This is a genomic window from Paenibacillus sp. SEL3 (assembly GCF_054602585.1).
In genome coordinates this window covers 3,385,917-3,408,824 of the sequence record NZ_CM137725.1, presented here as the reverse complement: position 1 = coordinate 3,408,824, position 22,908 = coordinate 3,385,917, and the positions used below count along the sequence as shown (strand labels likewise).

Genomic DNA, 22,908 nt, shown 5'->3' with positions numbered 1-22,908 from the left:
TTCCTGATACAAGGCTCTTAATATACTCATACCCTAGTATACACGAATTTAATCGACGGCATCCCTGCCTGTCCAAAATCTAAAAAAAGCCCCCGTTTCCCGCGAAACGAAGGCTTAAGGTACATATTTATCTTATTTTGCAAAAAATGCAACTAAAACAGAAACGATCATGAAACCCGCACCCAAAACAGCAGTTGCGCGTTGTAAAATCAAATCCATACCGCGAGCTTTTGTCTTGCCGAACAGATGCTCAGCACCGCCAGAGATGGCACCGGACAAACCTGCGCTTTTCCCCTTTTGCAGTAAAACAACCGCAATAACAGCAATCGAGAACACAACGAGCAGCACTTTCAAAAAGATTTCCATGAAAAATCCCACCTCCTGAGCTTATACATCTGTTTTGCAAAACAACACAGCCTCTTTTATGAAAACATGTACATATCATGTTATAAATAGCCGGAGATTAACGCAAAACACTATTTTTATTCTACCACAGCTTCCAGTAGATAACAACAGCTATAGCAAGTCACTCAGCCATTAAGCCTTTGCAAAGTTATAAATTCTCATACACATCCATAATAACAAAAAACAGACCTGCTCGCGGTGGCGAGTAGGCCTGTTTTATTCATGCGTAAAAGCTTTGAGCGTTCAGACTTCATGATCATAAATCATGGGTCAGAAACGCCATCAGCATTTTTGCGCAATATTATTTTTTCAGGTTGTAGAAAGATTTCAGGCCGTGGTATTGAGCCAGTTCACCCAGTTGATCCTCAATGCGGAGCAATTGGTTGTACTTCGCAATACGGTCAGTACGGGAAGGAGCACCTGTTTTAATTTGGCCTGCATTTGTTGCAACAGCGATATCAGCGATTGTGCTGTCTTCGGATTCACCGGAACGGTGAGAGATAACAGCTGTGTACCCTGCACGTTTAGCCAATTCGATAGCATCGAATGTTTCAGTCAGCGTACCGATTTGGTTTACTTTGATCAGGATGGAGTTACCGATGTTTTCATCGATACCTTTAGCCAGACGCTCTGTGTTTGTTACGAACAGGTCGTCACCAACCAATTGGATTTTGTTGCCCAATTTTTCAGTGAGCAATTTCCAACCTTCCCAGTCATCTTCGGAGCAACCATCTTCAATAGTGATGATTGGGTATTTATCAACCCAAGAAGCAAGCAGGTCAACGAACTCAGCAGAAGTGAAGGATTTGCCTTCGCCTTCCAAAGTATATTTTCCATCTTTGAAGAACTCAGTGGAAGCAACGTCCATACCGAGGAATACGTCAACACCTGGTTTGTAACCAGCTTTTTCGATCGCTTCGATAATAGTGGACAGAGCTTCTTCGTTAGATTTGAAGTTAGGAGCAAAACCACCTTCATCACCAACAGCTGTGTTCAAACCTTTGGAGTTCAGTACGGATTTCAGGTTGTGGAAGATTTCTGCGCCTACACGCAGAGCTTCTTTGAATGTAGGAGCGCCTACAGGCAGAACCATGAACTCTTGTACGTCAACGTTATTGTCGGCATGAGCGCCACCATTAACGATGTTCATCATTGGTACTGGCAATTGTTTAGCATTGAATCCGCCCAGGTAAGTGTACAGTGGCAAGCCCAGAGCTTCAGCAGCAGCACGAGCTACAGCCATGGATACAGCCAGAATTGCGTTTGCACCCAATTTACCTTTGTTATGTGTACCATCCAATTTGATCATCAGCGTGTCGATTTCTACTTGGTTCACAGCATCCAAGCCGATTACTTCAGGAGCAATAATTTCGTTCACGTTTTTAACAGCTTGCAGAACGCCTTTACCCAGGTAACGGGATTTGTCGTTATCACGAAGTTCTACAGCTTCGTGAGCGCCTGTGGAGGCACCGGAAGGAACGATAGCACTACCGATAGCACCGGATTCCAGATATACTTCAACTTCAACCGTAGGGTTACCACGGGAGTCGAGGACTTCGCGAGCGTACACGTCAGAAATAATAGTCATTTGTACTTAATCTCCTTTGTGAATCATGATTTATTGGTCAAGCCTATACTTATTAAATCAAGCTTACTTGCGGGATGCAATCATAGATTTTCCTGTCATTTCCGCAGGTTGCGGAAGTTGCATCAAATCCAGAAGCGTTGGAGCTACGTCAGCCAATATTCCATGCTCACGCAAAACGATATTTTCGTCAGTCAAAATGAACGGAACCGGATTCGTTGTGTGAGCTGTGAACGGACGTCCCTGCTCATCAATTTCCATATCCGCGTTACCATGGTCGGCAATGATAATAACCACGCCACCTTTGGCTTTAACCGCATCTACAACACGTCCAACACATTCATCCGTCGTCTCTACCGCCTTAATCGTTGGCTCCAGCATACCGGAGTGTCCAACCATATCCGGATTGGCAAAGTTCAGGATAATCGCATCATGCTTGTCGGCTTCGATTTCCTTAACAGCAGCATCCGCTACTTCATACGCACTCATTTCCGGCTGCAAGTCATATGTAGCCACTTTAGGCGAGTTGATCAAAATACGAGTTTCGCCAGGAAGCTCCACATCACGTCCGCCACTGAAAAAGAAAGTAACGTGCGGATATTTTTCAGTCTCAGCAATACGCAATTGCTTCTTGTTGTTTTGAACCAACACTTCACCAAACGTGTTATCCAGATTTTTCGGTTCGTAAGCTACAAAGCCCTCAACCGTTTCGCTGAACAACGTCAGGCAAACAAAGTGCAAATCTTTAGGCCATTTCGGGCCACGGTCAAAACCACGGAAGTCCGCGTTTGTAAATACCTGAGACAGTTGAATCGCACGGTCAGGACGGAAGTTGAGGAAGATAACAGAGTCATTGCTTTCGACCAGCCCTACAGGACTTCCGTCAGCCTTCACAATAACAGTTGGCTCCACAAATTCGTCGAACACTGATTTTTCATACGATTCTTTCAATGCTTCCATTGGATCTGTGTATTGAGGTCCTTCTCCGTATACGATTGCACGGTAAGATTTCTCTACACGTTCCCAACGTTTGTCGCGGTCCATAGCATAATAGCGTCCTTGTACAGTCGCAATTTTACCTACGCCCACTTCTTGAATCTTAGCGATCAGCTGCTGCATGAAGCCTACGCCGCTGTCTGGCATAACGTCGCGTCCATCCATGAAAGCATGAATGTACACTTCTGTTAGGCCTTCTTTTTTCGCCAAGTCCAGCATAGCGAACAGATGGCTGATATGGCTATGCACGCCGCCGTCGGACAGAAGTCCGTACAGGTGAAGTTTCGTGTTGTTCTTCTTGGCATGTTGCACTGCTTTAACCAGTGTTTCATTGTCGTAGAATTCACCTTCACGGATGGACTTCGAAATACGAGTCAAGTCTTGATATACGATACGGCCTGCGCCGATGTTCAAGTGACCCACTTCAGAGTTACCCATTTGTCCTTCCGGCAAACCTACTGCTTCGCCAGAAGCCGTCAGCGTCGTATGAGGATACTGTTGTAAATACCGGTCGTAATTCGGTTTGTTGGCCTGTGCAACCGCATTGCCTTCCACGGTGTCACGCAGTCCGAACCCGTCCATAATAATTAAAGCTACCGGTTTTGGTGCTGTCATCTTACTTCGCCCCCTCAACAAGCGCGATGTACGACGCCGGTTGAAGACTGGCACCGCCCACGAGCGCGCCGTCGATATCGCTTTGACCCAGGTACTCAGTAACATTTTCAGGTTTTACACTACCACCATACTGAATACGTACAGCATTTGCTGTATTTTCATCATACAGCTCTTTAATCAGACTGCGGATATAGGAAATCACTTCATTCGCATCCTGCGAAGTGGAGGATTTGCCTGTTCCGATGGCCCAGATTGGCTCATAAGCAACAACTACTTGTGCAGCCTGATCCTTAGCCAAACCAGCAAAAGCTGCTACAGTTTGCACTTTTACAACTTCTTTGGTTTGTCCAGCTTCACGATCTTCCAGCTTTTCGCCTACACATACGATTGGAGTCAGGTCATGACGGAATGCCGCATGAACCTTTTTGTTCACCGTTTCGTCTGTTTCATTAAAATATTCACGACGTTCGGAGTGTCCGATCACAACGTAGTCTACGCCCAGATCTTTCAGCATTCCGCCGCTAATTTCACCTGTAAATGCACCATCTTCTGCAAAGTGCAGGTTTTGTGCGCCAATTTTAATAGACGTGCCTTTTACTGCTTCAACCAGAGCAGGAAGATTCGTAAATGGTGCGCAAATCACGCTTTCCACTCCTGCAACCTCTGCTTTGCCTTTGATCTCTTCGATGAAAGTTTTAGCTTCTGGTACGGTTTTAAACATCTTCCAGTTACCCGCGATAATCGGTGTTCTCAATGGTTTCAACTCCTAACTATTAGGTGCCCTAAAGCTTTATTCACGCATAGTGCGTTTGATTATTTATCGTTCAGTGCAACAACACCCGGAAGTGCTTTGCCTTCCATAAATTCCAGAGATGCGCCGCCGCCAGTGGAAATATGATCCATCTTGTCAGCCAAGTGGAATTTTTCAGCCGCAGCCGCAGAATCACCGCCACCAATGATGGTGTATGCTTCTGTTGTTGCGCAAGCTTCCGCTACTTCACGAGTACCACCAGCGAAAGGTTCGATTTCAAATACGCCCATTGGTCCGTTCCATACAACCAGTTTGGAGTTTTTGATCACATCTGCATAGATTTTACGTGTTTTTGGTCCGATGTCCACGCCTTCCCAAGCTGCAGGAATGCCGTCGATATCCACAATATCTGTGTTCGCCGTAGCGCTGAAATCGTCAGACACAACAATATCCACCGGAAGATAGAAGTTTTTGCCGAGTTTCTTCGCTTTTTCGATAAATCCAAGAGCTACGTCCAGTTTGGATTCATCCAGCAAAGATTGACCCACTTCATAACCTTGAGCTTTGAAGAATGTATAAGTCAAACCGCCACCAATGATTACGTTATCTGCAATGTTCAGCAGGTTGTCGATCACGTCGATTTTGTCTTTTACTTTGGAACCGCCGATAATGGCTGTAAAAGGACGATCTGGATTCGACAGAGCTTTACCAATAACAGACAATTCTTTTTCCATCAGCAGGCCGGAAACAGCCGGAAGAATATGAGCGATACCTTCAGTGGAAGCATGAGCACGGTGTGCTGCGCCGAATGCGTCATTCACGAAAACGTCAGCCAATTCAGCAAATTGCTTCGCCAACTCAGGATCATTCTTTTCTTCTCCTGCATAGAAACGTACATTTTCAAGCAACAGCACGTCGCCGTTTTGCAGTTCAGCCACTTTCGCTTTAACAGCTTCGCCTACTGCTTCGTCCACTTTAACTACTGGCTTTTTCAGCAGTTCAGACAAACGTACGCCAACAGGAGTCAGACGCATGGATTCAACAACCTGACCTTTTGGACGTCCAAAGTGACTTGCCAAAATAACTTTTGCACCTTTTTCAATCAGGTAGTTAATGGTTGGCAAGGTTTCACGAATACGCTTGTCATCTGTAATTTTACCGTCTTCAACCGGAACGTTAAAATCTACACGAACAAACACCCGTTTTCCATTCAGTTCTATATCACGTACGCTCTTTTTGTTCATCTCCATATTCCTCCGCACCCTTATAATTTTACGAAACAGGAATTTAAGGCACATTTTGATATATAAAGAGCGGAAACAATAACCTGTTTCCGCTCTATGATGTTACTAATAAGAAAGTTCTTATTATTTAGCCAGTTTAGCGAAGTATTCCAACGTGCGGATCAATTGTGCAGTGTAGGACATTTCGTTGTCATACCAAGCTACAGTTTTCACCAGTTGTTTGTCGCCGACAGTCAGAACTTTAGTTTGAGTTGCATCAAACAAAGAACCGAAAGTGAGGCCTTTGATGTCGGAAGAAACGATTTGATCTTCAGTGTATCCATAAGTTTCAGGATCGGAAGCTTCTTTCATCGCTGCGTTGATTTCTTCAGCAGTTACGTTTTTCTCCAGAACTGTTACCAACTCAGTCAGGGAACCTGTAGGTACTGGAACACGTTGAGCTGCGCCATCCAATTTACCTTTCAACTCAGGGATAACCAAACCGATTGCTTTAGCAGCACCAGTTGTGTTAGGAATGATGTTTTCAGCTGCTGCACGAGCACGACGGAAGTCACCTTTAGCATGTGGAGCATCCAAAGTGTTTTGGTCGCCAGTGTAAGCATGAATTGTAGTCATCAAACCTTCAACGATACCAAATTTATCTTGCAGTGTTTTAGCCATAGGAGCCAGGCAGTTCGTTGTGCAAGAAGCACCAGAGATTACAGTTTCAGTTCCATCCAGAATTTCATGGTTTACGTTGTAAACGACAGTTTTCATGTCGCCAGTAGCTGGAGCGGAGATAACAACTTTTTTAGCGCCGCCTTTCAAATGTTTCTCAGCAGCTTCTTTAGTTGTGAAGAAACCTGTGCATTCCAGAACGATGTCTACACCCAGGTCTCCCCAAGGCAGTTCTTCAGGGTTGCGGTTAGCCAAAACTTTAACTTCTTTACCGTTTACTTTGAAGAAGCCATCATGTACTTCTACTTGTCCTTGGAAATTGCCTTGTGTTGTATCATATTTCAACAAATGTGCCAACATTTTGGAATCTGTCAAGTCATTGATTGCTACTACTTCAATACCTTCCACGTTTTGAATCCGACGGAAAGCAAGGCGTCCAATACGTCCGAAACCATTAATACCAACTTTAACTGTCATGAGTGAGTTCCTCCCAAAGTTCGTTTAGTTTAGTTTTATATATTCAAGACAGACCCGAAAGCCTGTCAAGACAACAGATTCATAAATCCTATATTAATCATTTAAATAACGACTTACAATCTCAACAGCAGCGCCTTCGTCGGTGACCAAAATGTCTTCTTGCCCGAAACGCAGTACCGCATGAATAGCGGCCGCCTTGTTCTTGCCTCCAGCTACACCTAGAACCGTATCGGTACGCCTAATGTCCTCCAATCGGAGTCCAAGCGTCAGCATTCTGTGAACAACGACGCCATCTTCGTTAAAATAATAACCAAACGATTCGGCTACCGCCCCTTCACTGCTGATCTGGGCAAAGGTTTCGGGATCAAGTTTACGTCTATGTGCCATCGCTATGGCGTTGCCTATCCCGTGAATGATGATACGACTCTCGCGAATCAGGCTCAATATATCCTGAATGTTCGCATCTTCAAGCAAGGAGTTGTAAGCATGATTGCTGAGCAAATCCGGTACATGGAGCAGACGGTATTGAGCGCCGACCTTGCGAGCCATTGTGGAAGCAATTGTGTTGGCCTGCATTTCCATGCTTTCTCCCAAACCCCCGCGTGCCGGTACAAACCACCCACCCTTAAGGGGGCCATTAGAAGGCAATGCCAGTTGTTCCGCCACGTCTGCAATCGTCGTGCCACCTGTTACAGCGACCACATCCTCGTCGTCCATAACACTTAGCAACGCTTTTGCTCCAGCGCGCCCCAGCTCCTGCTTTGTTAACGGAGAAACATCCGAATCCCCTGGAACGACAACCACCTTCCTCAAACCATAGGCTTGACGAATCTGGTCCTCCAATTGGGACAGGCCGAACAAGTTGTTCGCAATCGGCTCCAGCTGTTCCAGCAGATCCAGTCCTGCTTTGCTCACCTTCATGCCTACACTCTCAATCTCAATTAGCCCCTGAGCTTTAAGAAGATCGGTTTCGGCGCGCAACACGCGCTCGGTCATGTTCAGTGAAGCTGCCAGTGTTCTGCGTCCAACAACATCGGACAGCATAATCTGATGCAGGATCGTGTACCTTTTTTTCAAAACATCCATGAGGTCGGGCAGAAGCTGCTTCTGTATTTCTAATATCTTTCGCATGCTTTCCACTCCCGCACACTTCTAAGTTCTGTCTCTAATGCTCTATCTCTAACTGGTCTTAAAACGTCCCGGGATAACTTTTTAAGTCCCACGTATATCTTAACCAATATTTGCTCCATATGCAAGTCTATCTGAACCTATATTTCTCAACCATTTGTCTGAATATGCGCATTTAATAAAAGCTTGCAATTCACTGCTGTATATCATATAATCATCTTTGTTTCCAATTAGCTGTTTAATTAGTTAGTTGTTTGCATTGAATCAACTATGCGCCCGTGGTCCAACGGATATGACGTAGGCCTCCGGAGCCTGAGATCGAGGTTCGATTCCTCGCGGGCGCGCCATTTTAAATGAACGCTTAAATGCTTCTATATAATGTTTTAACCAATAAGAGCGCTGAGGGCTCTTTTTTTTAATCATTAGTTTGACTTTCTTTGACTTTTTGTTTGAAATTGTTTATCATGTGGTTAATACGGTAACAGTTTATAAATAAGGGACGTGTACTCGGCATGTCCACCAAATCCACTAACGATATTTAAGGGAGGTTTTTTGACGTGAGCTATGTTCCTATGGTAGTAGAACAAAGTAACCGCGGCGAACGCGCCTATGACATTTATTCCAGACTGTTAAAGGATCGCATTATTTTGTTAGGCTCGGACGTCAATGACGTTGTAGCCAACTCTATAATTGCGCAAATGCTGTTTTTGGCTGCCGAAGATCCTGAAAAAGATATTCACTTGTATATTAACAGTCCTGGCGGTTCCATTACAGCTGGTATGGCCATTTTCGATACGATGCAATACATTAAACCTGATGTATCTACGATTTGTGTAGGTATGGCGGCTTCCATGGGCGCGTTCTTGCTGAATGCAGGCGCCAAAGGTAAACGTTTCGCTTTGCCAAACAGTGAAATTATGATTCACCAACCTCTGGGTGGTGCACAAGGCCAGGCAACGGATATCGAAATCCGCGCACGCCGCATTCTGAAAATGCGTGATAAACTGAACCGCATTCTCGCAGATCGCACAGGCCAACCACTGGAACGCATTGAAAAAGATACAGACCGTGACTACTTCATGTCTGCTGATGATGCCAAGGAATACGGTATTATTGATAAAGTGCTAACTAGCTCCTCTCCAGAAGGTGTATAAGAGAAGAAATTCGCCTCTCGATAGCTGGTAAATGAAAAAGCTGCTCCGGATGTTATTATCCGGTAGGCAGCTTTTTTGCTTTATTGTTTTTTAGAGTATAGACAGTCCAACTTACTCATTTCTACTATTAAATCTGTCCCGCAAAAGGCTTTCCGCCTTGAGGCAGCAGTTGACCGAACGAGTAGGTAAACTCCGGAATTCCATACGCGTATGGCGCATAATCATACAAATCAAACACGATTGTTACTCCACTGTTCGTCACATAAAAATTCTGATCTGCCGCCAGCTCTTTAAATTTACCGAATCCTTCACCAGCCTGAAGCGCATCGATTTTTTTCTTCAAATCAGCATTGAGGAACTTTTTGTAATTTGGATTCGCCTTCAATACGTCAGACAACTGCAGCAGTTTACCATCAGCGAGCGAGAACGTATATCCTTTACGTACCGTCATTCCATGTGCGCCACCCATATACGAGTAATCCTGCATAATCACACTTAGAATACCGTCCTTGTTATAGGCAATTGCAAAATCATTTTCGAAATCATACGGTCTTTCTGTTGTAGCCTCTCCCTCAGCCATTATCTTTTTGCCTGCTGCCAATATACCCTCTGCATGCTTTTTAAGCACATGGTTAATGGCTTGCTCTGCCTCAGGATTCAGCTGGCTGCCGCTGATTTGCGGATACTTAACTTTGTAAGATACCTTCGCATTACTCGAAGCTGGAAGTGTTTGAGACGCAATTGTGATCGGGTTTAGCTGACTTTTACTTAGCGTTACTGTCTTCTGAGCTGCGTTCCATTGAGCATCTATGCCTAGATAGTCTTTCAACAGACTCATAGGAATGTATAGCTTCCCAGCGATCTGTTTGGCATCCATACTACGTGTATTGATTCCATTGACGTTGACGTAGGCATCCGAGGAAGAAGCCATAATGTAAAGTTTATTGTACCCGCTACCTACGGTATAGGTCGTTGCTTTCGCATCATAGCTTACTGGAATCCCCAAGCTGTCACGCAGTGCGGCCACCGGAATCATTGTACTCCCGTTCACTTGAACACCTTTAGCGGGCAACGTTTTACCATTCCATTGGATAGTGATTCCTGGTTGCTGTGTTGCCGCTTGCTGCTGTTTAATCGATGCTGCCTGGATATATGAAACGGGAACAGCTGCAACTCCTGCTAAAATCCCTGCTGCCAGCAGTGCTGAACCCCATTTTTTCGTATGCTTATTCATATTAAGTATTCCTCCTGTTATTATTTCTGTATTGTCTATGTGTAAATAATCACTTTACTTATTATATCTATACCCCATTGTATGTAGTTTACAATCTGTACACTCCCCGATTTCAATCTGTACACCTAATAACCCTTAGCTATGACAGACTCATTACAAAAAGGTTTCGGTATACAAAAAAAGCCAGCAAGCCAGCCTGCGCATGATGCAGGCCGCTTGTGGCTTCGTTTGATGATCTAATATTAGTTCATTTCGTATTGAGCCGACACCTGAACTTTCACTGTTACTTGCCCCGATTGTATGTCTGTCCCGCTACCTGCTAAATCCATGAGCGATTTTGACATGGCATTTTCACGTTGTGTAAAGACTTGTGCTTCTCCGCCATCTACCGTCACATTCACAAGAGCACCTAATCCGCGTTTGGCCGCTTTAGCTACAGCACTGGCTTTAGATTGTGCGCTTCCCAATGCTTTAGTAATGGCTTCTTCCTCATAAGTCGAAGGATCTTCCACCGAAAAACGAACATTATCTACGTTATTGGCTCCGGACTTGGTCGCCTCATCCAACAACTGACCTATTTTATCCAAATCGCGGTATTTAACGGAAAGTGTATGGTTGGCAGTGTAGCCTTTGAGCTTCTGCCCTTCTTTTTCGTTATAGGTGTAGTTAGGCTGTACATAAAACTGGCTGGTCTGAATGTCATCTCCGCTGATGCTCCACTTTTCTTTCAGCAGTTGTGTAACCTTGTTCAATTTTGTAGCATTAGCTTTTTGAGCAGCGGCTGCCGTATTCCCTTCCGATTGTACACCGATAGAGAGATAAGCAATATTGGGCTTTGCCAATACTTCCCCGCTTCCAATCACATTAATTACACCGTTTACCGTCGAAGCTGTTGACGCAGCATAAGCACGCTCTGCCCCTGTCCATAATCCTCCTGCTACTCCCCCTGCTATTAATGCACCTGTGAGAACTGCTGTGGCTACTGTTTTTGTCCAAAGTCTCATTGAATTCAACCTCTTTCTAGTAAATGTTTGTACCTTCCAGACGGAAAAGACGGAAAAAGGTTGCAGCCAAGCGTACAAATTTCCGAAACAGAGCATGACCACGAGGATTTTCATTATTTATAGTTTGAACTTAATACGGCCTCTATATCCAATAAATCCACACATAAAACAGTTAACTGAGGAGTGTTCGAAGACTTTTTTCTGGATATAAAAAAAGCCCCAAAGGGGCTTTTCACTAAGATCATACACCATATTACAAAACAAGTCTTTGTTTATTGATTTTCCAGCTCTACCTTACTAACCAGACTTACTAAAGCGTTTACAGCCTGTTCGGCATCCGCACCTTCAGCACTAATATTGATTTCAGTACCTGTGCTGATGGCAAGACTCATAATACCCATGATGCTCTTGGCATTAACCTTTTTGTCATCTTTTTCCACAAAAATCTCAGATGAATATTTATTCGCTTCCTGTACGAACAACGCAGCAGGTCTGGCGTGCAGTCCTGTTTTCAAACGTACGACTACCGGATGTTTTGACATGTCAGCTTACCCCCTCATCAAATAAATCTGGACACTACTTACTCCATTTTATTTATCACATTATAACATTAACCCGGGACAGACACTAGAAAAAAAACTAAAAAAACTGGGGCTAAAAGCCCCACCAACATTCTTTTTACGGAATCAGGCCATTTTCGCCCCTGATTTTGTCAGCCATCTCATCAATTTTGCGAAGCCGATGATTTACACCCGATTTACTCACGACCCCTTTGAGCATTTCCCCGACTTCTTTCAAATTCAAATCGGGATGAGCGAGCCGAACTTCTGCCACTTCACGCAGTTTATCCGGCAAGGTCTCCAAGCCAACTTCTCTCTCCAGCAACTTAATATTCTCAATTTGCCGGACAGCAGCTCCAATTGTCTTGTTCAAATTAGCCGTTTCACAATTGACAATACGATTCACGGAATTGCGCATATCGCGCATAATGCGTACATCTTCAAATTTGAACAAGGCTTGATGCGCCCCAATGATGCTAAGCAGCTCAATGATCTTCTCGCCTTCCTTGATGTAGAGAATAAAACCTTTTTTTCGCTCAATACAGCGAGCATTTAGATGAAACTCATTCGCAAGATCAACGAGTGCCTGACAATGCTCCTCATACATCGAGGAAATTTCAAGGTGGTAAGATGATCCTTCAGGATTGTTGACAGAGCCACCTGCCATAAAGGCGCCCCGTAAATAAGCTCTCTTACAACAGTTTTTCCGAACAATATCCCGATTAATCCCGTCAGTGAACAAGAAACCTTCTGAGACGATATAAAGATCCTTTAGCAGTTGTTGCACATCATTAGGAATACGGACAATGTACACATTATTTTTTTTCAAGCGCATTTTTTTCCGTACAAGCAGTTCGATATGAAGTTGAAAATGCTTCTTGATCAAGGAGTAAATCCGCCTTGCAATCGCGGCATTTTCTGTGGACACGTCCAATATCACCCTTTTATTCGACAGTTGTACGGATCCGAGCATACGTATGAGCGCAGATAGTTCCGCTTTCTCACAGCAGGACTGGCTTTCAATCATCGTAAGCTCTTTTTTCGTTTGTGCCGCAAAGGACAAGGGACTCACCTCCTTCTTAATATCCAGTTTTGTACCAATTGGTAAATATGCTGGCTCAATTTGTCTGCATCATGCCGTAAATACGTGCGGAACAGAACTAATGTATCTGCCACCACTTTATATCCCCGGTCGGTCAGCTCGCCCATGTCTACTTGAACTGGCTTGGCTCCCTGCTCGGCATACATTTCCTGTACTTGGGGTGGAATTTCTCCGTTATTTACAATGACATAGTCGAAGAGATGATGCCCTACATGCTCAAAAATAGCTTGCAGATGGTCTCCTACTGTATAGCCATCGGTTTCACCAGGCTGGGTCATAACGTTACAGACAAATATTTTGATAGCGTCTGATTTCACTACAGCTTCAGCGAGTTTAGGTACAAGCAAATTCGGTAATATGCTGGTATATAGACTGCCGGGGCCAATCAAAATCGCATCAGCTTCATTAATGGCCTCTACAGCCTCAGGCAACGGCTCCACGTGAGTCGGTTCAAGAAAGACGCGTTTGATTCGTCCGCCCGCTTCTGGGATCTTGGACTCTCCGGTAATCACCGTGCCATCCTCCATTTCGGCGCTTAGCACAACGCCTTCCTCGGCTGCTGGCAGCACACGTCCCCGGACAGCAAATACACGGCTAAGCTCACGCACCGCCGTTACAAAATCTCCCGATATATCGGTCATCGCTGCTAAAATCAGATTGCCCAGACTATGGCCTGACAATCCTGATCCCGCACCGAAACGGTATTTCAGCATATCTGACATCACTGGTTCCACGTCAGCCAAGGCAGTCAGCACATTGCGAATATCCCCTGGGGGGGGCATCTGCAGCTCACTGCGCAAAATCCCGGAACTTCCGCCATCGTCAGCGACTGTAACAATAGCCGTAATATCTAGCGGCTTTTGCTTTAAGCCCCGCAGCATGACGGACAAGCCGGTTCCGCCGCCCATAACAACTATACGTGGGCGCTCCCGTTGTGATCCGGTCTCTTTCATGATTTCACCTCATTAATGCCGGTCCCGATCAGCATCCCGATGCGAAACAGAAACAGATTCTGTCTCGCTGGCACCCAGCATTTTTCCTAAATACTCCGATATTGCAACAGAACGATGCTTACCGCCAGTACAGCCAATGCCGATAATGACCTGGCTTTTGCCTTCTTTGCGATATTGCGGAATCAAAAAGTGTAACATATCCAGCAACTTGGTCAAGAATGCCTGAGTCTCGGGCCATTTCATGACATAATCATATACATCGCTATCCTGTCCAGTGTGGGGACGTAGTTGATCCACATAGTGGGGATTAGGCAGGAAGCGCACATCGAATATAAGATCGGCATCAATGGGAATACCATACTTGAAGCCAAAAGAAGTAATGTTCACGGAAAGCATACTGCTCTCCAGATGAGAAAATCGTGAAATAATCCTTGCCTTTAAAGTTGCAGGCTTCATCACACTTGTGTCAATAACCTGTGTAGCCGAGCTTTTTAGTTCTTCCAACATCTTGCGCTCCAACCGAATCCCATCCAAAGGCATACCGTCTGGAGCCAGCGGATGACGTCTACGACTTTCCTTATACCGCTGTACGAGAACGCCATCATTCGCATTTAAGAATAAAATTTCACAATGAATCGTAAAATGATCTTTAATATAATTCAACGATTCCGACAAGGCAGTGAAAAATTCTCGTCCGCGTAAATCAATGACGAGTGCAACCTTGCCTATTTTACCATTAGACTGCTCAATCAACTCTGCAAATTTGGGAATCAGTACAGGGGGCAAATTATCAACACAGAAGAAGCCCAAGTCTTCCAGGCTCTGAACCGCAATGGTCTTCCCTGCGCCTGACATCCCCGTAATAATAATGAGCGTTGCCCACGGCGCAGCATTTTTTAGGTTATCTGTCATATGGACTTCCCTCTCCTTTTGCTTCTTCGCTCTATGCCAGTACCCGTATTATCAGTAACCTGTGGTCAGGAGCGTAGCAGCAACCCTGCAGCCCCTACAACACCCGCGTCATTGCCTAACACCGCTGGTACGATATATACACCTTTTTGAAGCGGTTCAGGTGCCAGCTTGGCGTATACGCGACGCATCTCTTCAAACAAAAAGTCGCCTGCTTTAGAAACACCGCCGCCTATAATAAACAACTCTGGATTAAGCACAGCGGCAACCGCTGCCATGGATTTCCCCAAATAAAAGGCAGCCCGGTTCACGATACGCAGTGCGACTTCATCCCCGGCTTTAGCAGCATCAAATACTTCCTTGGCGGCAATTTGATCCTCCAGCGCCAGAGAGGTCCGGTCGCCACGTTCCACAGCATCCTTGGCCATACGAATGATGCCTGTTGCAGAAGATACAGTTTCCAAGCAACCCATTTTGCCGCATCCACACTGAATTGCCTCCAGATCAGGTACGACGCTGATATGACCAATTTCCCCGGCCATGCCTGAAGAACCTTGGTATATTCTACCGTTTATAATAATACCGCCACCTACTCCTGTTCCCAGGGTATAGCATACGCAGTTTTCGATGCCTTTGCCTGCACCAGCCCAAGCCTCACCTAGCGCAGCAACATTCGCATCATTGTCTATTTTCACAGGCTTGCCAATCCGGTTCTCTAGGAGCGCACGGATCGGTACGTCACGAAAGCCAATATTAGGAGCGAGGACAATAATACCATCACGAACATTCGTAAAACCTGCAACGCCTGCACCGACACCCTTGAGTTGATCCCACTCATAAGGAGATTCCTCAACAATGTGCCGCACATATTTTTCGATATTACCAATGACAACATCTACACCTTTATCGGTTTCGGTTGGTCCCTCGTATGTGTGCAAAAGCTGTCCGTTCTCATTACAAATGCCTACTTTAATCGCTGTACCGCCCAAATCGACACCCACATAGATACTTTCAGACATGTTCCAAGCCACCTTTATGTTTACTTAAAAACCTGGTATGAAATATATGCTTATAATTCCTACTTCATAATAGTAATCCTACGTTCCAACTATAATTGAAGCCCTCGTTACGGTCAAGGACACTTCCTTGTTGAAAAGTGTACGATTAGAGGAACTTTTAACCTTATGCACCCATAAAAAGGAGAAAGCCCGTGCAAACGCAGCAGGCTTTCTCTTCCTGAACAAAAGATGTGGCATAACAGAGGTTTCCTTCGCTCTCCCGTTAGCCTTTTTGTGTACTATAGACACGCTTTTATTGATCCAGTGTTTCGCTCCAGTCGTGAACAGCACTGCCTTCGAGATATTTCTCGCAGTCCATAGCCGCCATACAGCCCGTTCCCGCAGCCGTAATCGCTTGACGGTAACGATTATCCTGTACGTCCCCACAGGCAAAAACTCCGGGGATGTTCGTTTCCGTTGTGCCTGGCTTCACTACAATATAGCCGTGTTCATCCGTATGGATTTGTCCGTTCAGGAAACCTGTATTCGGTGTATGCCCGATGGCTACGAACACGCCATCTACCTCAATCAGCTCATCCTGATTGGTCTCATTATTGTGTACCTTCAAACCCTTTAAACCAGATTCTCCCGTCACAACTTCCAGAGGAGTCCGGTTTAATGCCCAATGTACTTTTTCGTTCTCACGCGCGCGATCTTGCATAATTTTGGATGCCCGCAACTCATCGCGACGATGGACCAAGGTTACACTGGAAGCAAAACGGGTCAAGAAGCTCGCTTCCTCCATGGCTGAATCGCCACCGCCAACCACGACAATCTTTTTCCCGCGGAAAAAGAAGCCATCGCAAGTTGCGCAAGTGCTGACTCCGCGACCTACATTGTCCTGCTCACCCGGAATACCAAGATATTTGGCGGACGCACCTGTAGCAATAATGACCGACTCCGCCTCAATGATGCCTTTACCCTCTACCTTCACTTTAAAAGGACGTTTGCTAAAATCCACTTCCTCTACCCAACCGGAAGTAAATTCAGCGCCAAAACGTTCAGCCTGCTTGCGCATATTATCCATCAGTTCAGGCCCGAGGATACCTTGCTCAAAACCCGGAAAATTTTCAATTTCGGTCGTTGTAGTAAGCTGCCCACCGGGCTGCATCCCTTCAATGATCAGCGGATTCATGTTAGCACGTGCCAAATAAATAGCCGCTGTGTAGCCTGCAGGACCTGTACCAATAATTATGGATTTATACATACGTTTGTTGCCTCCTTTAAGTGATGTTTGGAGCAGGTCTCAGACCTGCTTTTTAAACGTGGAGAGCGGCTGCTTCAGCTTCTGTTTGATACCACACACGCTGTCAATCTGGCGTGCATAGCGGCTTACGGTCGATACGGAAATACCATAGCGATCGGCTACTTCCTGATAGGTGACTGAATGATGATGCATTTTGGCAGTCAAATATTCCAGCGCCGCTGCCCATCCCTCAGTATGCTGAACCATCGGAACTTCCGGGGCAAGCCGATCCAAATACTCCAGCCACAGCGATCTCAAGTCGTGCTGCATGACCGGATCGGATGGCTTGCTCATAACGGTCAGTACCTTATCCAGCACTGCCTGCCATTGTGGATCAACCGGGGAGGCAGATACATCACCTTCAATTGTATGAGGATCGTTCTCAACCTCCAACTGATCAGAACGTTCCGTTTCCGGGTACATTTTCTGCTCACCCTGCTCCGCCAGCTCTTGCAATACTTGCAAGGCACGGCGTTTCAGCTCATCCTCCTGGTCCGGGTCTTCTACGAAGGACTCCAGTGCCTGACGCACCTCATCATCACCGATCAAGCTTAACGCCTGAATGACCTGAAGCTGAGTCGCCCGGTCCCCGTGGCGCAAGGCCCAGAAGAAGGATGACCGGATTAGCGGGTCCTTCTTCATGCTGTCAGGCACCTGGTCAGCACCAAACTTCTCCCACATGCGGAATTGCTCCTCAAACGGGAGATGATAATGATAGCTGAGCACTTGCAGCGGTGTACCCTCCTGCTGGAGTTCCTCCAGTCGGGACAGGAAAAACCGCGGAACTTCCGAGGAAGCATCCTGCTTTTGCAAATGACTCCACAACCGCCGTGCTTCCGCATATCTTCCCGTATTGCTGGCAGCTACCGCCGTGTAATGGTACAAAGAAGCGTCCGCATTGTTCTCTCCATCGCCATGAAGCAACCTGCGGAAATGTCTGTAGGCCTCCTCATGGCGTCCGAGAATGCCCATAGTGGTCGCCAGCTTGAATACCTGCTCCTCCTGAAACGGTATAGTGACCGCCAAAGTCTGCACCAGACGATCCAATTCCGGGCCGCCGCCCTCGTGCTGATAAAAGATCGCCAAGTTGCACAATGCGTGTAAATTCCCCGGCTCATCCTCCAACACTTGAATAATGGTAGCCTTAGCATTTTGGAACAATCCCATGTAGTAATACGCTAACGCCAGATTATTTCGCGCAGCGAACATATCCGGTTGTTCCTCTGAAATTTGCTTGAGCAACTGGGCTGCCTGAGCAAATTTCCCCTCCTCCAGCAGGACACGAGCCTGATCATGCTCTACTACTCCCTGCCGGGCCTTAATGCGGTTCAGCTTCGTTGGACGGTCCAGCTCATAATAGAGCAGCTCCATCATTTCCTCCGCTTCATCAAGAAACTGGCCTTCTTCGTCCTCCTCCAGGTACGTGACCAATGCTTTCTCCGCTTCTTCAAACTGCTCCATATTAGCGTAATTATTCGCCATATAGAAATAACACTCTGTCATCGACGAGTCTACGTCACTCAGAACAGAGGACAGGATCTCATTCGAACCTGCATAATCCCCCATCTCTGATAATATACCCGCCATATTGCAATGATTCACCGGATTATCCGGTTCATATTCAACGGCTTTGCGAAAATATTTCAATGCCTTGTCATAATGATTGCGATCAAGCGAGCGCACAGCTTTCTCAAAAAAGAAAGATGCGTCGAAACGCAAAGCAATAATCTTAGGGCTAGGTTCCGATACTCGCAGATGTTTCCCTTTCATAAATAACCAAGGCACCTCCTTTAAAAGTAACTGACATGTTCATACCCTTCAGTATACCACAACTTCAAAACGACTTGACAGTCGATCCTACCTCATTCCAAAAAACGGATATATGCTCGTATACAATAGATATATATACAAGAATACGCTAAATAGCCGAGCGCTTTTCCCTGTATACATAGGGAGCGTTCGGCTAGCCACTGGATATGATACTTAGACCCAATAAACGTAATAATTAAAGCGTCAGCGGCACCGGCGAGCGCTCGCGATGCTGAAATACGGCAAGCTCGCGATAGCCGACTTCATATAGAAGCGCGCGTGCCTTCTCCAAGTGCTCGGACAGCTTCGCCGGATCATGGGCATCCGATCCTACGGTCAGCGGGATGCCTAGCGAAAAAGCTTCGTCCAGCATGCGGCGGCTCGGGAACATCTCAGCACAGGGCTTCGAAAGCCCTGATGCATTCAGTTCCATCGCCCGACCGCTGCGGGCAACGGCTGAGAGTGCGGAGCGCTCCAGTTCACGCAGCTCCTCCATTTCCTCCGGCTTCGGATGATAGCCGAAGCGCTTAATGACATCCAAATGCCCCATGATGTCATACAAACCGGTAGCTGCCGCCTTAGAAACCGCATTATAATACGTGCGGTACACCTCAAGCACATTTTTGCCTTCCCAATGGTGTACCTGACGGAAGTCCGTGATATCCCATTCACCTAGAAAATGGACGGAACCAATCACATAATCCCAGGGATACGCGGTGATGATATCTTCGATTTCTCGTTCCCAGCCCTCAATGTAGTCGCCTTCCAAGCCAACACGAATATCAATTTGCTCTTTAAAACGTTCCTTCAGTTCCAAACATTCTTCCACGTATCGGGGCAGCTCCTCCATAGGCATCGCCATTTCCGGGTAATAGTCAGCCGGTTTTACATGCAGTAGTGGCATGTGATCGGACAAGCCGAGCTGATCCAGCCCCAGCCGAATTCCCTGCTGTACATACTCTTCCAGACTCCCTATGGCATGCCCACAGCGGGCGTGATGCGTATGATAGTCAATTTTCATGCGATCCTCCCTCTTTCAACACTACAACAAATCGTACTAATCACGACGAGGTCGTTCATGACGGCGATTCAGCTCAGCCAGCACGTGATCTAGCGGTAGCTTGCGCTCCTGCAACAGCACCAGCAGGTGATAAATCAGGTCGCTAACCTCCAGGCGCAGTTCATCATTATCTTTATTTTTGGCGGCAATGATCGTCTCGGATGCTTCTTCGCCAACCTTTTTCAAGATTTTGTCTACACCTTTATCAAAAAGATAGGTCGTATAGGCCCCTTCAGGACGTGTCTCTTCGCGCTCCTTAATAATCGCCTCCAGCTGGGCAAGTACCTCAAAGCGGTCTGCTGAAGCATTGGAAATATCATCGGTTTGATTTACCAGCGTGTGGTCTCCTGCATTTCCTGCAACAGGTGCTACAGCCGTCCCTGGCGCGGAAATATCACGGAAAAAGCAGCTCGTTGCTCCTGTATGACAGGCAGGACCGTTCGGAATGACACGTATCAACAGAGCATCACCGTCACAATCCAACTGGATGGAAGTGATTTTTTGCGTATTCCCTGAAGTAGCCCCCTTGTGCCACAGCTCCTGTCTGGAACGAGACCAGAACCAGGTCTCTCCCGACTCCAAAGACAGTTTCAGCGACTCGCGGTTCATGTAGGCCAGCGTAAGCACCTGAAGGGTGGCATCATCCTGCACAATCGCCGAGACAAGACCCACCTCATTCCAGCGGACATTATCCAGTATCTGCTCCAGAGATAGCTGTTGGTTCAATTCGTTGCTCATCGTATCTCCACTCCTCTGCGCTTCAAATCCCGTTTTAGGTCAGGGATTCCTATTTCTTTATAGTGAAAAATCGTTGCTGCTAATCCAGCATCCGCTCTGCCCGCCGTAAACACGTCATAGAAATGCTCCTGTTTGCCTGCTCCGCCAGAAGCAATAACTGGAATTCCGACGGTATCCGATACCGCAGAAGTCAGCGGCAGGTCAAAGCCGTCCTTGGTTCCGTCCGCATTCATGCTGGTCAGCAGAATCTCACCGGCTCCCAACTGTTCAGCTTCCTTGGCCCAGGCCAAGGCGCGAATACCAGATGGCGTGCGGCCTCCGTGGGTATATACTTCCCACTCGCCCCACGCCTCGTTATACTTGGCATCAATGGCAACAACGATACATTGTGAGCCAAAGCTGCGCGCACCCTCCGCAATCAGCTGAGGATTACGGACAGCCGCCGTATTTACGCCGATTTTATCAGCCCCGGCACGCAAAATGCGTTTCATATCATCGACATGAGATATCCCGCCACCTACGGTGAAAGGAATGGCTATCTCTCCGGCTGTCTGACGAACTACTTCTTCCATGGTGGCACGCCCTTCAACTGAAGCAGAAATATCCAGAAATACGATTTCATCTGCCCCTTCCCGGTCATAAAGCGCCGCCAATTCCACCGGATCACCTGCATCGCGTAGGTTCACAAAATTAACGCCCTTAACCACCCTGCCATCCTTTACATCCAAGCAGGGAATAATACGTTTAGCCAGCATGCCTACTCCCCCTATGCCTTTGCTACAGCTTGTACGGCTACCTGTAAATCAATGCTGCCTGTATACAATGCCTTACCCACAATAGCACCGCCTACACCCTCTTTCGCATAGGTGCTCAGCGTGATCAGATCGTCCATCTTGCTGACACCGCCGGAAGCGATCACGGTTCGTCCACTGCTTTTCGCAAGCGCTACGATAGCCTCCACATTCGGGCCTTGCATCATTCCGTCGCGGGAAATGTCTGTAAAAATGAACGTTTCCGCTCCCTTGGAGGCCAACTCAGCAGCCAATTCATCCGCTCGAACCTCCGAGGTTTCAAGCCATCCGCGCGTGGCCACATAGCCATTCCGTGCATCCAGACCAATGGCGATCCGATCACCGTAGGTACCCAATACCGCTTCCGTAAAAGCACGGTCCTCAATCGCTGCCGTACCCAAGATCACACGGCTCACGCCCAACGACAACAGCCGCTCCACATGTTCACGCGTACGCAAGCCGCCACCCACTTGTACAGGCACTTGCACCGCAGAAGCGATGCGCCCAATGAGCTCATCGTTCACCGGTTGGCCTGCTTTAGCACCGTCCAAATCAACCAAGTGAATGTAGGAGCCGCCCATACGCTCCCATTCTTGGGCAACCTCCACTGGGTTTTCGTTGTATATCGTCTCCTGGCTATAATCTCCTTGTACCAGTCGTACACATTTGCCATCGCGAATATCAATCGCTGGGTATATCGTGAACAAAGTATGACCCCCTTGTGAGCTATTCAACATCTATATGCCTTTACATCCATCAACGACCAAAGTTGGCGTACCCTCAACTATAGACACATGAATCGTTACGCTCGCTTTTCCGCTTCCGCCAGTTCCAAAAACTGTCGAAGCAACCGCATCCCCATTTCCCCGCTTTTCTCCGGGTGGAACTGCATGCCATATACATGGCCTCTGCCCACGATAGCCGTTACGGGCCCACCGTAGTCAGTCACCGCCAGTAGGTCACTTTCGGCCTCCGGCTTCGCATGATAGGAATGTACGAAATACACATGTCCTTCCTCCAAGCCCTGTAACAACGGGTGGTTCGGCTGAGTCATACGCAGACGATTCCAGCCCATATGCGGCACTTTAACCCCCAGATCAGGAGCAAACCGAACGACCTCACCTGGTAAGATATTAAGCCCTTCGTGACTGCCGTATTCTTCACCACGAGTGAACAACAGTTGCATTCCTAGACAAACACCGAGCAGTGGTTGTCCAGCGCTTGCAACCTCCTGAATCACCCGATCCAATCCGCTGGAACGTAAATGCTCCATAGCATCCCCGAATGCCCCTACACCCGGCAAAATCACACCGCTGGAGGAACGAATCACTTGGGCATCTCCCGTTACTACAGCCTCATAGCCAAGACGCTCAACTGCCTTGCTCACACTATGCAGATTGCCTCTGCCGTAATCCACAATGGCAATGGACAT

At 46.9% G+C, this 22,908-nt stretch carries 22 protein-coding genes and 1 tRNA gene; 2 read left to right on the top strand and 21 right to left on the bottom strand.

The window, feature by feature from the left end:
- Positions 1-132: 132 nt before the first annotated feature.
- The 7 genes from secG to ACYCS5_RS15720 all read right to left on the bottom strand — a co-directional run bounded on the left by secG (position 133) and on the right by ACYCS5_RS15720 (position 7,861).
- Positions 133-366, bottom strand: coding sequence for a preprotein translocase subunit SecG (secG, locus tag ACYCS5_RS15750; RefSeq protein ID WP_013308268.1), 234 nt, complete (start codon positions 364-366; stop codon positions 133-135).
- Positions 367-706: 340 nt separating this feature from the next.
- Positions 707-1,993 carry a phosphopyruvate hydratase gene (gene eno / locus ACYCS5_RS15745; RefSeq protein ID WP_013308266.1) on the bottom strand — a complete coding sequence of 429 codons (1,287 nt, stop codon included), beginning with the start codon at positions 1,991-1,993 and terminating at the stop codon, positions 707-709.
- A gap of 63 nt (positions 1,994-2,056) precedes the next feature.
- On the bottom strand, positions 2,057-3,601 hold the full coding sequence (gene gpmI / locus ACYCS5_RS15740; RefSeq protein ID WP_013308265.1) for a 2,3-bisphosphoglycerate-independent phosphoglycerate mutase: 1,545 nt from the start codon (positions 3,599-3,601) through the stop codon (positions 2,057-2,059).
- A gap of 1 nt (position 3,602) precedes the next feature.
- Positions 3,603-4,355 (bottom strand): triose-phosphate isomerase, encoded by a 753-nt coding sequence (gene tpiA / locus ACYCS5_RS15735; RefSeq protein ID WP_023986490.1) that lies wholly within the window; start codon positions 4,353-4,355, stop codon positions 3,603-3,605.
- A gap of 59 nt (positions 4,356-4,414) precedes the next feature.
- Positions 4,415-5,596, bottom strand: coding sequence for a phosphoglycerate kinase (locus ACYCS5_RS15730; protein ID WP_029518988.1), 1,182 nt, complete (start codon positions 5,594-5,596; stop codon positions 4,415-4,417).
- A gap of 123 nt (positions 5,597-5,719) precedes the next feature.
- A complete protein-coding gene (gap, locus tag ACYCS5_RS15725) occupies positions 5,720-6,730 on the bottom strand; it encodes a type I glyceraldehyde-3-phosphate dehydrogenase (protein ID WP_023986488.1) in 1,011 nt (336 codons plus the stop codon).
- Between the two features lie 93 nt (positions 6,731-6,823).
- Positions 6,824-7,861: a sugar-binding transcriptional regulator gene (locus ACYCS5_RS15720; RefSeq protein ID WP_340883999.1), complete on the bottom strand. Its 1,038-nt coding sequence runs from the start codon at positions 7,859-7,861 to the stop codon at positions 6,824-6,826.
- Positions 7,862-8,130: 269 nt separating this feature from the next.
- Here ACYCS5_RS15720 and ACYCS5_RS15715 point away from each other — a divergent pair.
- Together ACYCS5_RS15715 and clpP are read left to right on the top strand one after the other, a co-directional pair.
- Positions 8,131-8,205: transfer RNA gene (locus tag ACYCS5_RS15715), tRNA-Arg, on the top strand.
- Positions 8,206-8,415: 210 nt separating this feature from the next.
- On the top strand, positions 8,416-9,012 hold the full coding sequence (gene clpP, locus ACYCS5_RS15710) for an ATP-dependent Clp endopeptidase proteolytic subunit ClpP (protein WP_013368815.1): 597 nt from the start codon (positions 8,416-8,418) through the stop codon (positions 9,010-9,012).
- A 127-nt stretch (positions 9,013-9,139) separates the two neighbouring features.
- Here the strand turns inward: clpP and ACYCS5_RS15705 are convergent, their stop codons facing one another.
- The 14 genes from ACYCS5_RS15705 to hisH form a co-directional block, all read right to left on the bottom strand.
- The gene (locus ACYCS5_RS15705) at positions 9,140-10,246 is read right to left on the bottom strand and encodes a PdaC/SigV domain-containing protein (RefSeq protein WP_165149356.1); all 1,107 of its coding nucleotides are present in this window, start codon (positions 10,244-10,246) and stop codon (positions 9,140-9,142) included.
- Positions 10,247-10,488: 242 nt separating this feature from the next.
- Positions 10,489-11,250 carry an SIMPL domain-containing protein gene (locus ACYCS5_RS15700; protein WP_069012121.1) on the bottom strand — a complete coding sequence of 254 codons (762 nt, stop codon included), beginning with the start codon at positions 11,248-11,250 and terminating at the stop codon, positions 10,489-10,491.
- A gap of 272 nt (positions 11,251-11,522) precedes the next feature.
- The gene (locus ACYCS5_RS15695; RefSeq protein WP_013308257.1) at positions 11,523-11,792 is read right to left on the bottom strand and encodes an HPr family phosphocarrier protein; all 270 of its coding nucleotides are present in this window, start codon (positions 11,790-11,792) and stop codon (positions 11,523-11,525) included.
- Between the two features lie 136 nt (positions 11,793-11,928).
- Positions 11,929-12,873 carry a DNA-binding protein WhiA gene (whiA, locus tag ACYCS5_RS15690; protein ID WP_029518996.1) on the bottom strand — a complete coding sequence of 315 codons (945 nt, stop codon included), beginning with the start codon at positions 12,871-12,873 and terminating at the stop codon, positions 11,929-11,931.
- A 5-nt stretch (positions 12,874-12,878) separates the two neighbouring features.
- Positions 12,879-13,865, bottom strand: a complete 987-nt coding sequence (locus ACYCS5_RS15685; RefSeq protein ID WP_023986485.1) for a gluconeogenesis factor YvcK family protein — start codon at positions 13,863-13,865, stop codon at positions 12,879-12,881.
- A 12-nt stretch (positions 13,866-13,877) separates the two neighbouring features.
- Positions 13,878-14,777 (bottom strand): RNase adapter RapZ, encoded by a 900-nt coding sequence (gene rapZ / locus ACYCS5_RS15680; RefSeq protein ID WP_013308254.1) that lies wholly within the window; start codon positions 14,775-14,777, stop codon positions 13,878-13,880.
- A 65-nt stretch (positions 14,778-14,842) separates the two neighbouring features.
- A complete protein-coding gene (locus tag ACYCS5_RS15675; RefSeq protein WP_029518997.1) occupies positions 14,843-15,793 on the bottom strand; it encodes an ROK family glucokinase in 951 nt (316 codons plus the stop codon).
- A 292-nt stretch (positions 15,794-16,085) separates the two neighbouring features.
- Positions 16,086-17,039 carry a thioredoxin-disulfide reductase gene (gene trxB / locus ACYCS5_RS15670; protein WP_029518998.1) on the bottom strand — a complete coding sequence of 318 codons (954 nt, stop codon included), beginning with the start codon at positions 17,037-17,039 and terminating at the stop codon, positions 16,086-16,088.
- A gap of 39 nt (positions 17,040-17,078) precedes the next feature.
- Complete coding sequence (locus tag ACYCS5_RS15665; RefSeq protein ID WP_165149358.1) at positions 17,079-18,848, bottom strand: tetratricopeptide repeat protein; 1,770 nt, start codon at positions 18,846-18,848, stop codon at positions 17,079-17,081.
- 235 nt (positions 18,849-19,083) lie between these two features.
- Positions 19,084-19,908, bottom strand: coding sequence for a histidinol-phosphatase HisJ (gene hisJ, locus ACYCS5_RS15660; protein WP_069012124.1), 825 nt, complete (start codon positions 19,906-19,908; stop codon positions 19,084-19,086).
- 36 nt (positions 19,909-19,944) lie between these two features.
- The gene (gene hisIE, locus ACYCS5_RS15655; protein ID WP_069012126.1) at positions 19,945-20,685 is read right to left on the bottom strand and encodes a bifunctional phosphoribosyl-AMP cyclohydrolase/phosphoribosyl-ATP diphosphatase HisIE; all 741 of its coding nucleotides are present in this window, start codon (positions 20,683-20,685) and stop codon (positions 19,945-19,947) included.
- A complete protein-coding gene (gene hisF, locus ACYCS5_RS15650) occupies positions 20,682-21,440 on the bottom strand; it encodes an imidazole glycerol phosphate synthase subunit HisF (protein WP_039274196.1) in 759 nt (252 codons plus the stop codon). Before hisF ends, hisIE begins: the two co-directional genes overlap by 4 nt.
- An 11-nt stretch (positions 21,441-21,451) precedes the next feature.
- Positions 21,452-22,183, bottom strand: a complete 732-nt coding sequence (hisA, locus tag ACYCS5_RS15645) for a 1-(5-phosphoribosyl)-5-[(5-phosphoribosylamino)methylideneamino]imidazole-4-carboxamide isomerase (protein ID WP_165149360.1) — start codon at positions 22,181-22,183, stop codon at positions 21,452-21,454.
- A 95-nt stretch (positions 22,184-22,278) separates the two neighbouring features.
- Positions 22,279-22,908, bottom strand: a complete 630-nt coding sequence (gene hisH / locus ACYCS5_RS15640) for an imidazole glycerol phosphate synthase subunit HisH (protein ID WP_029519007.1) — start codon at positions 22,906-22,908, stop codon at positions 22,279-22,281.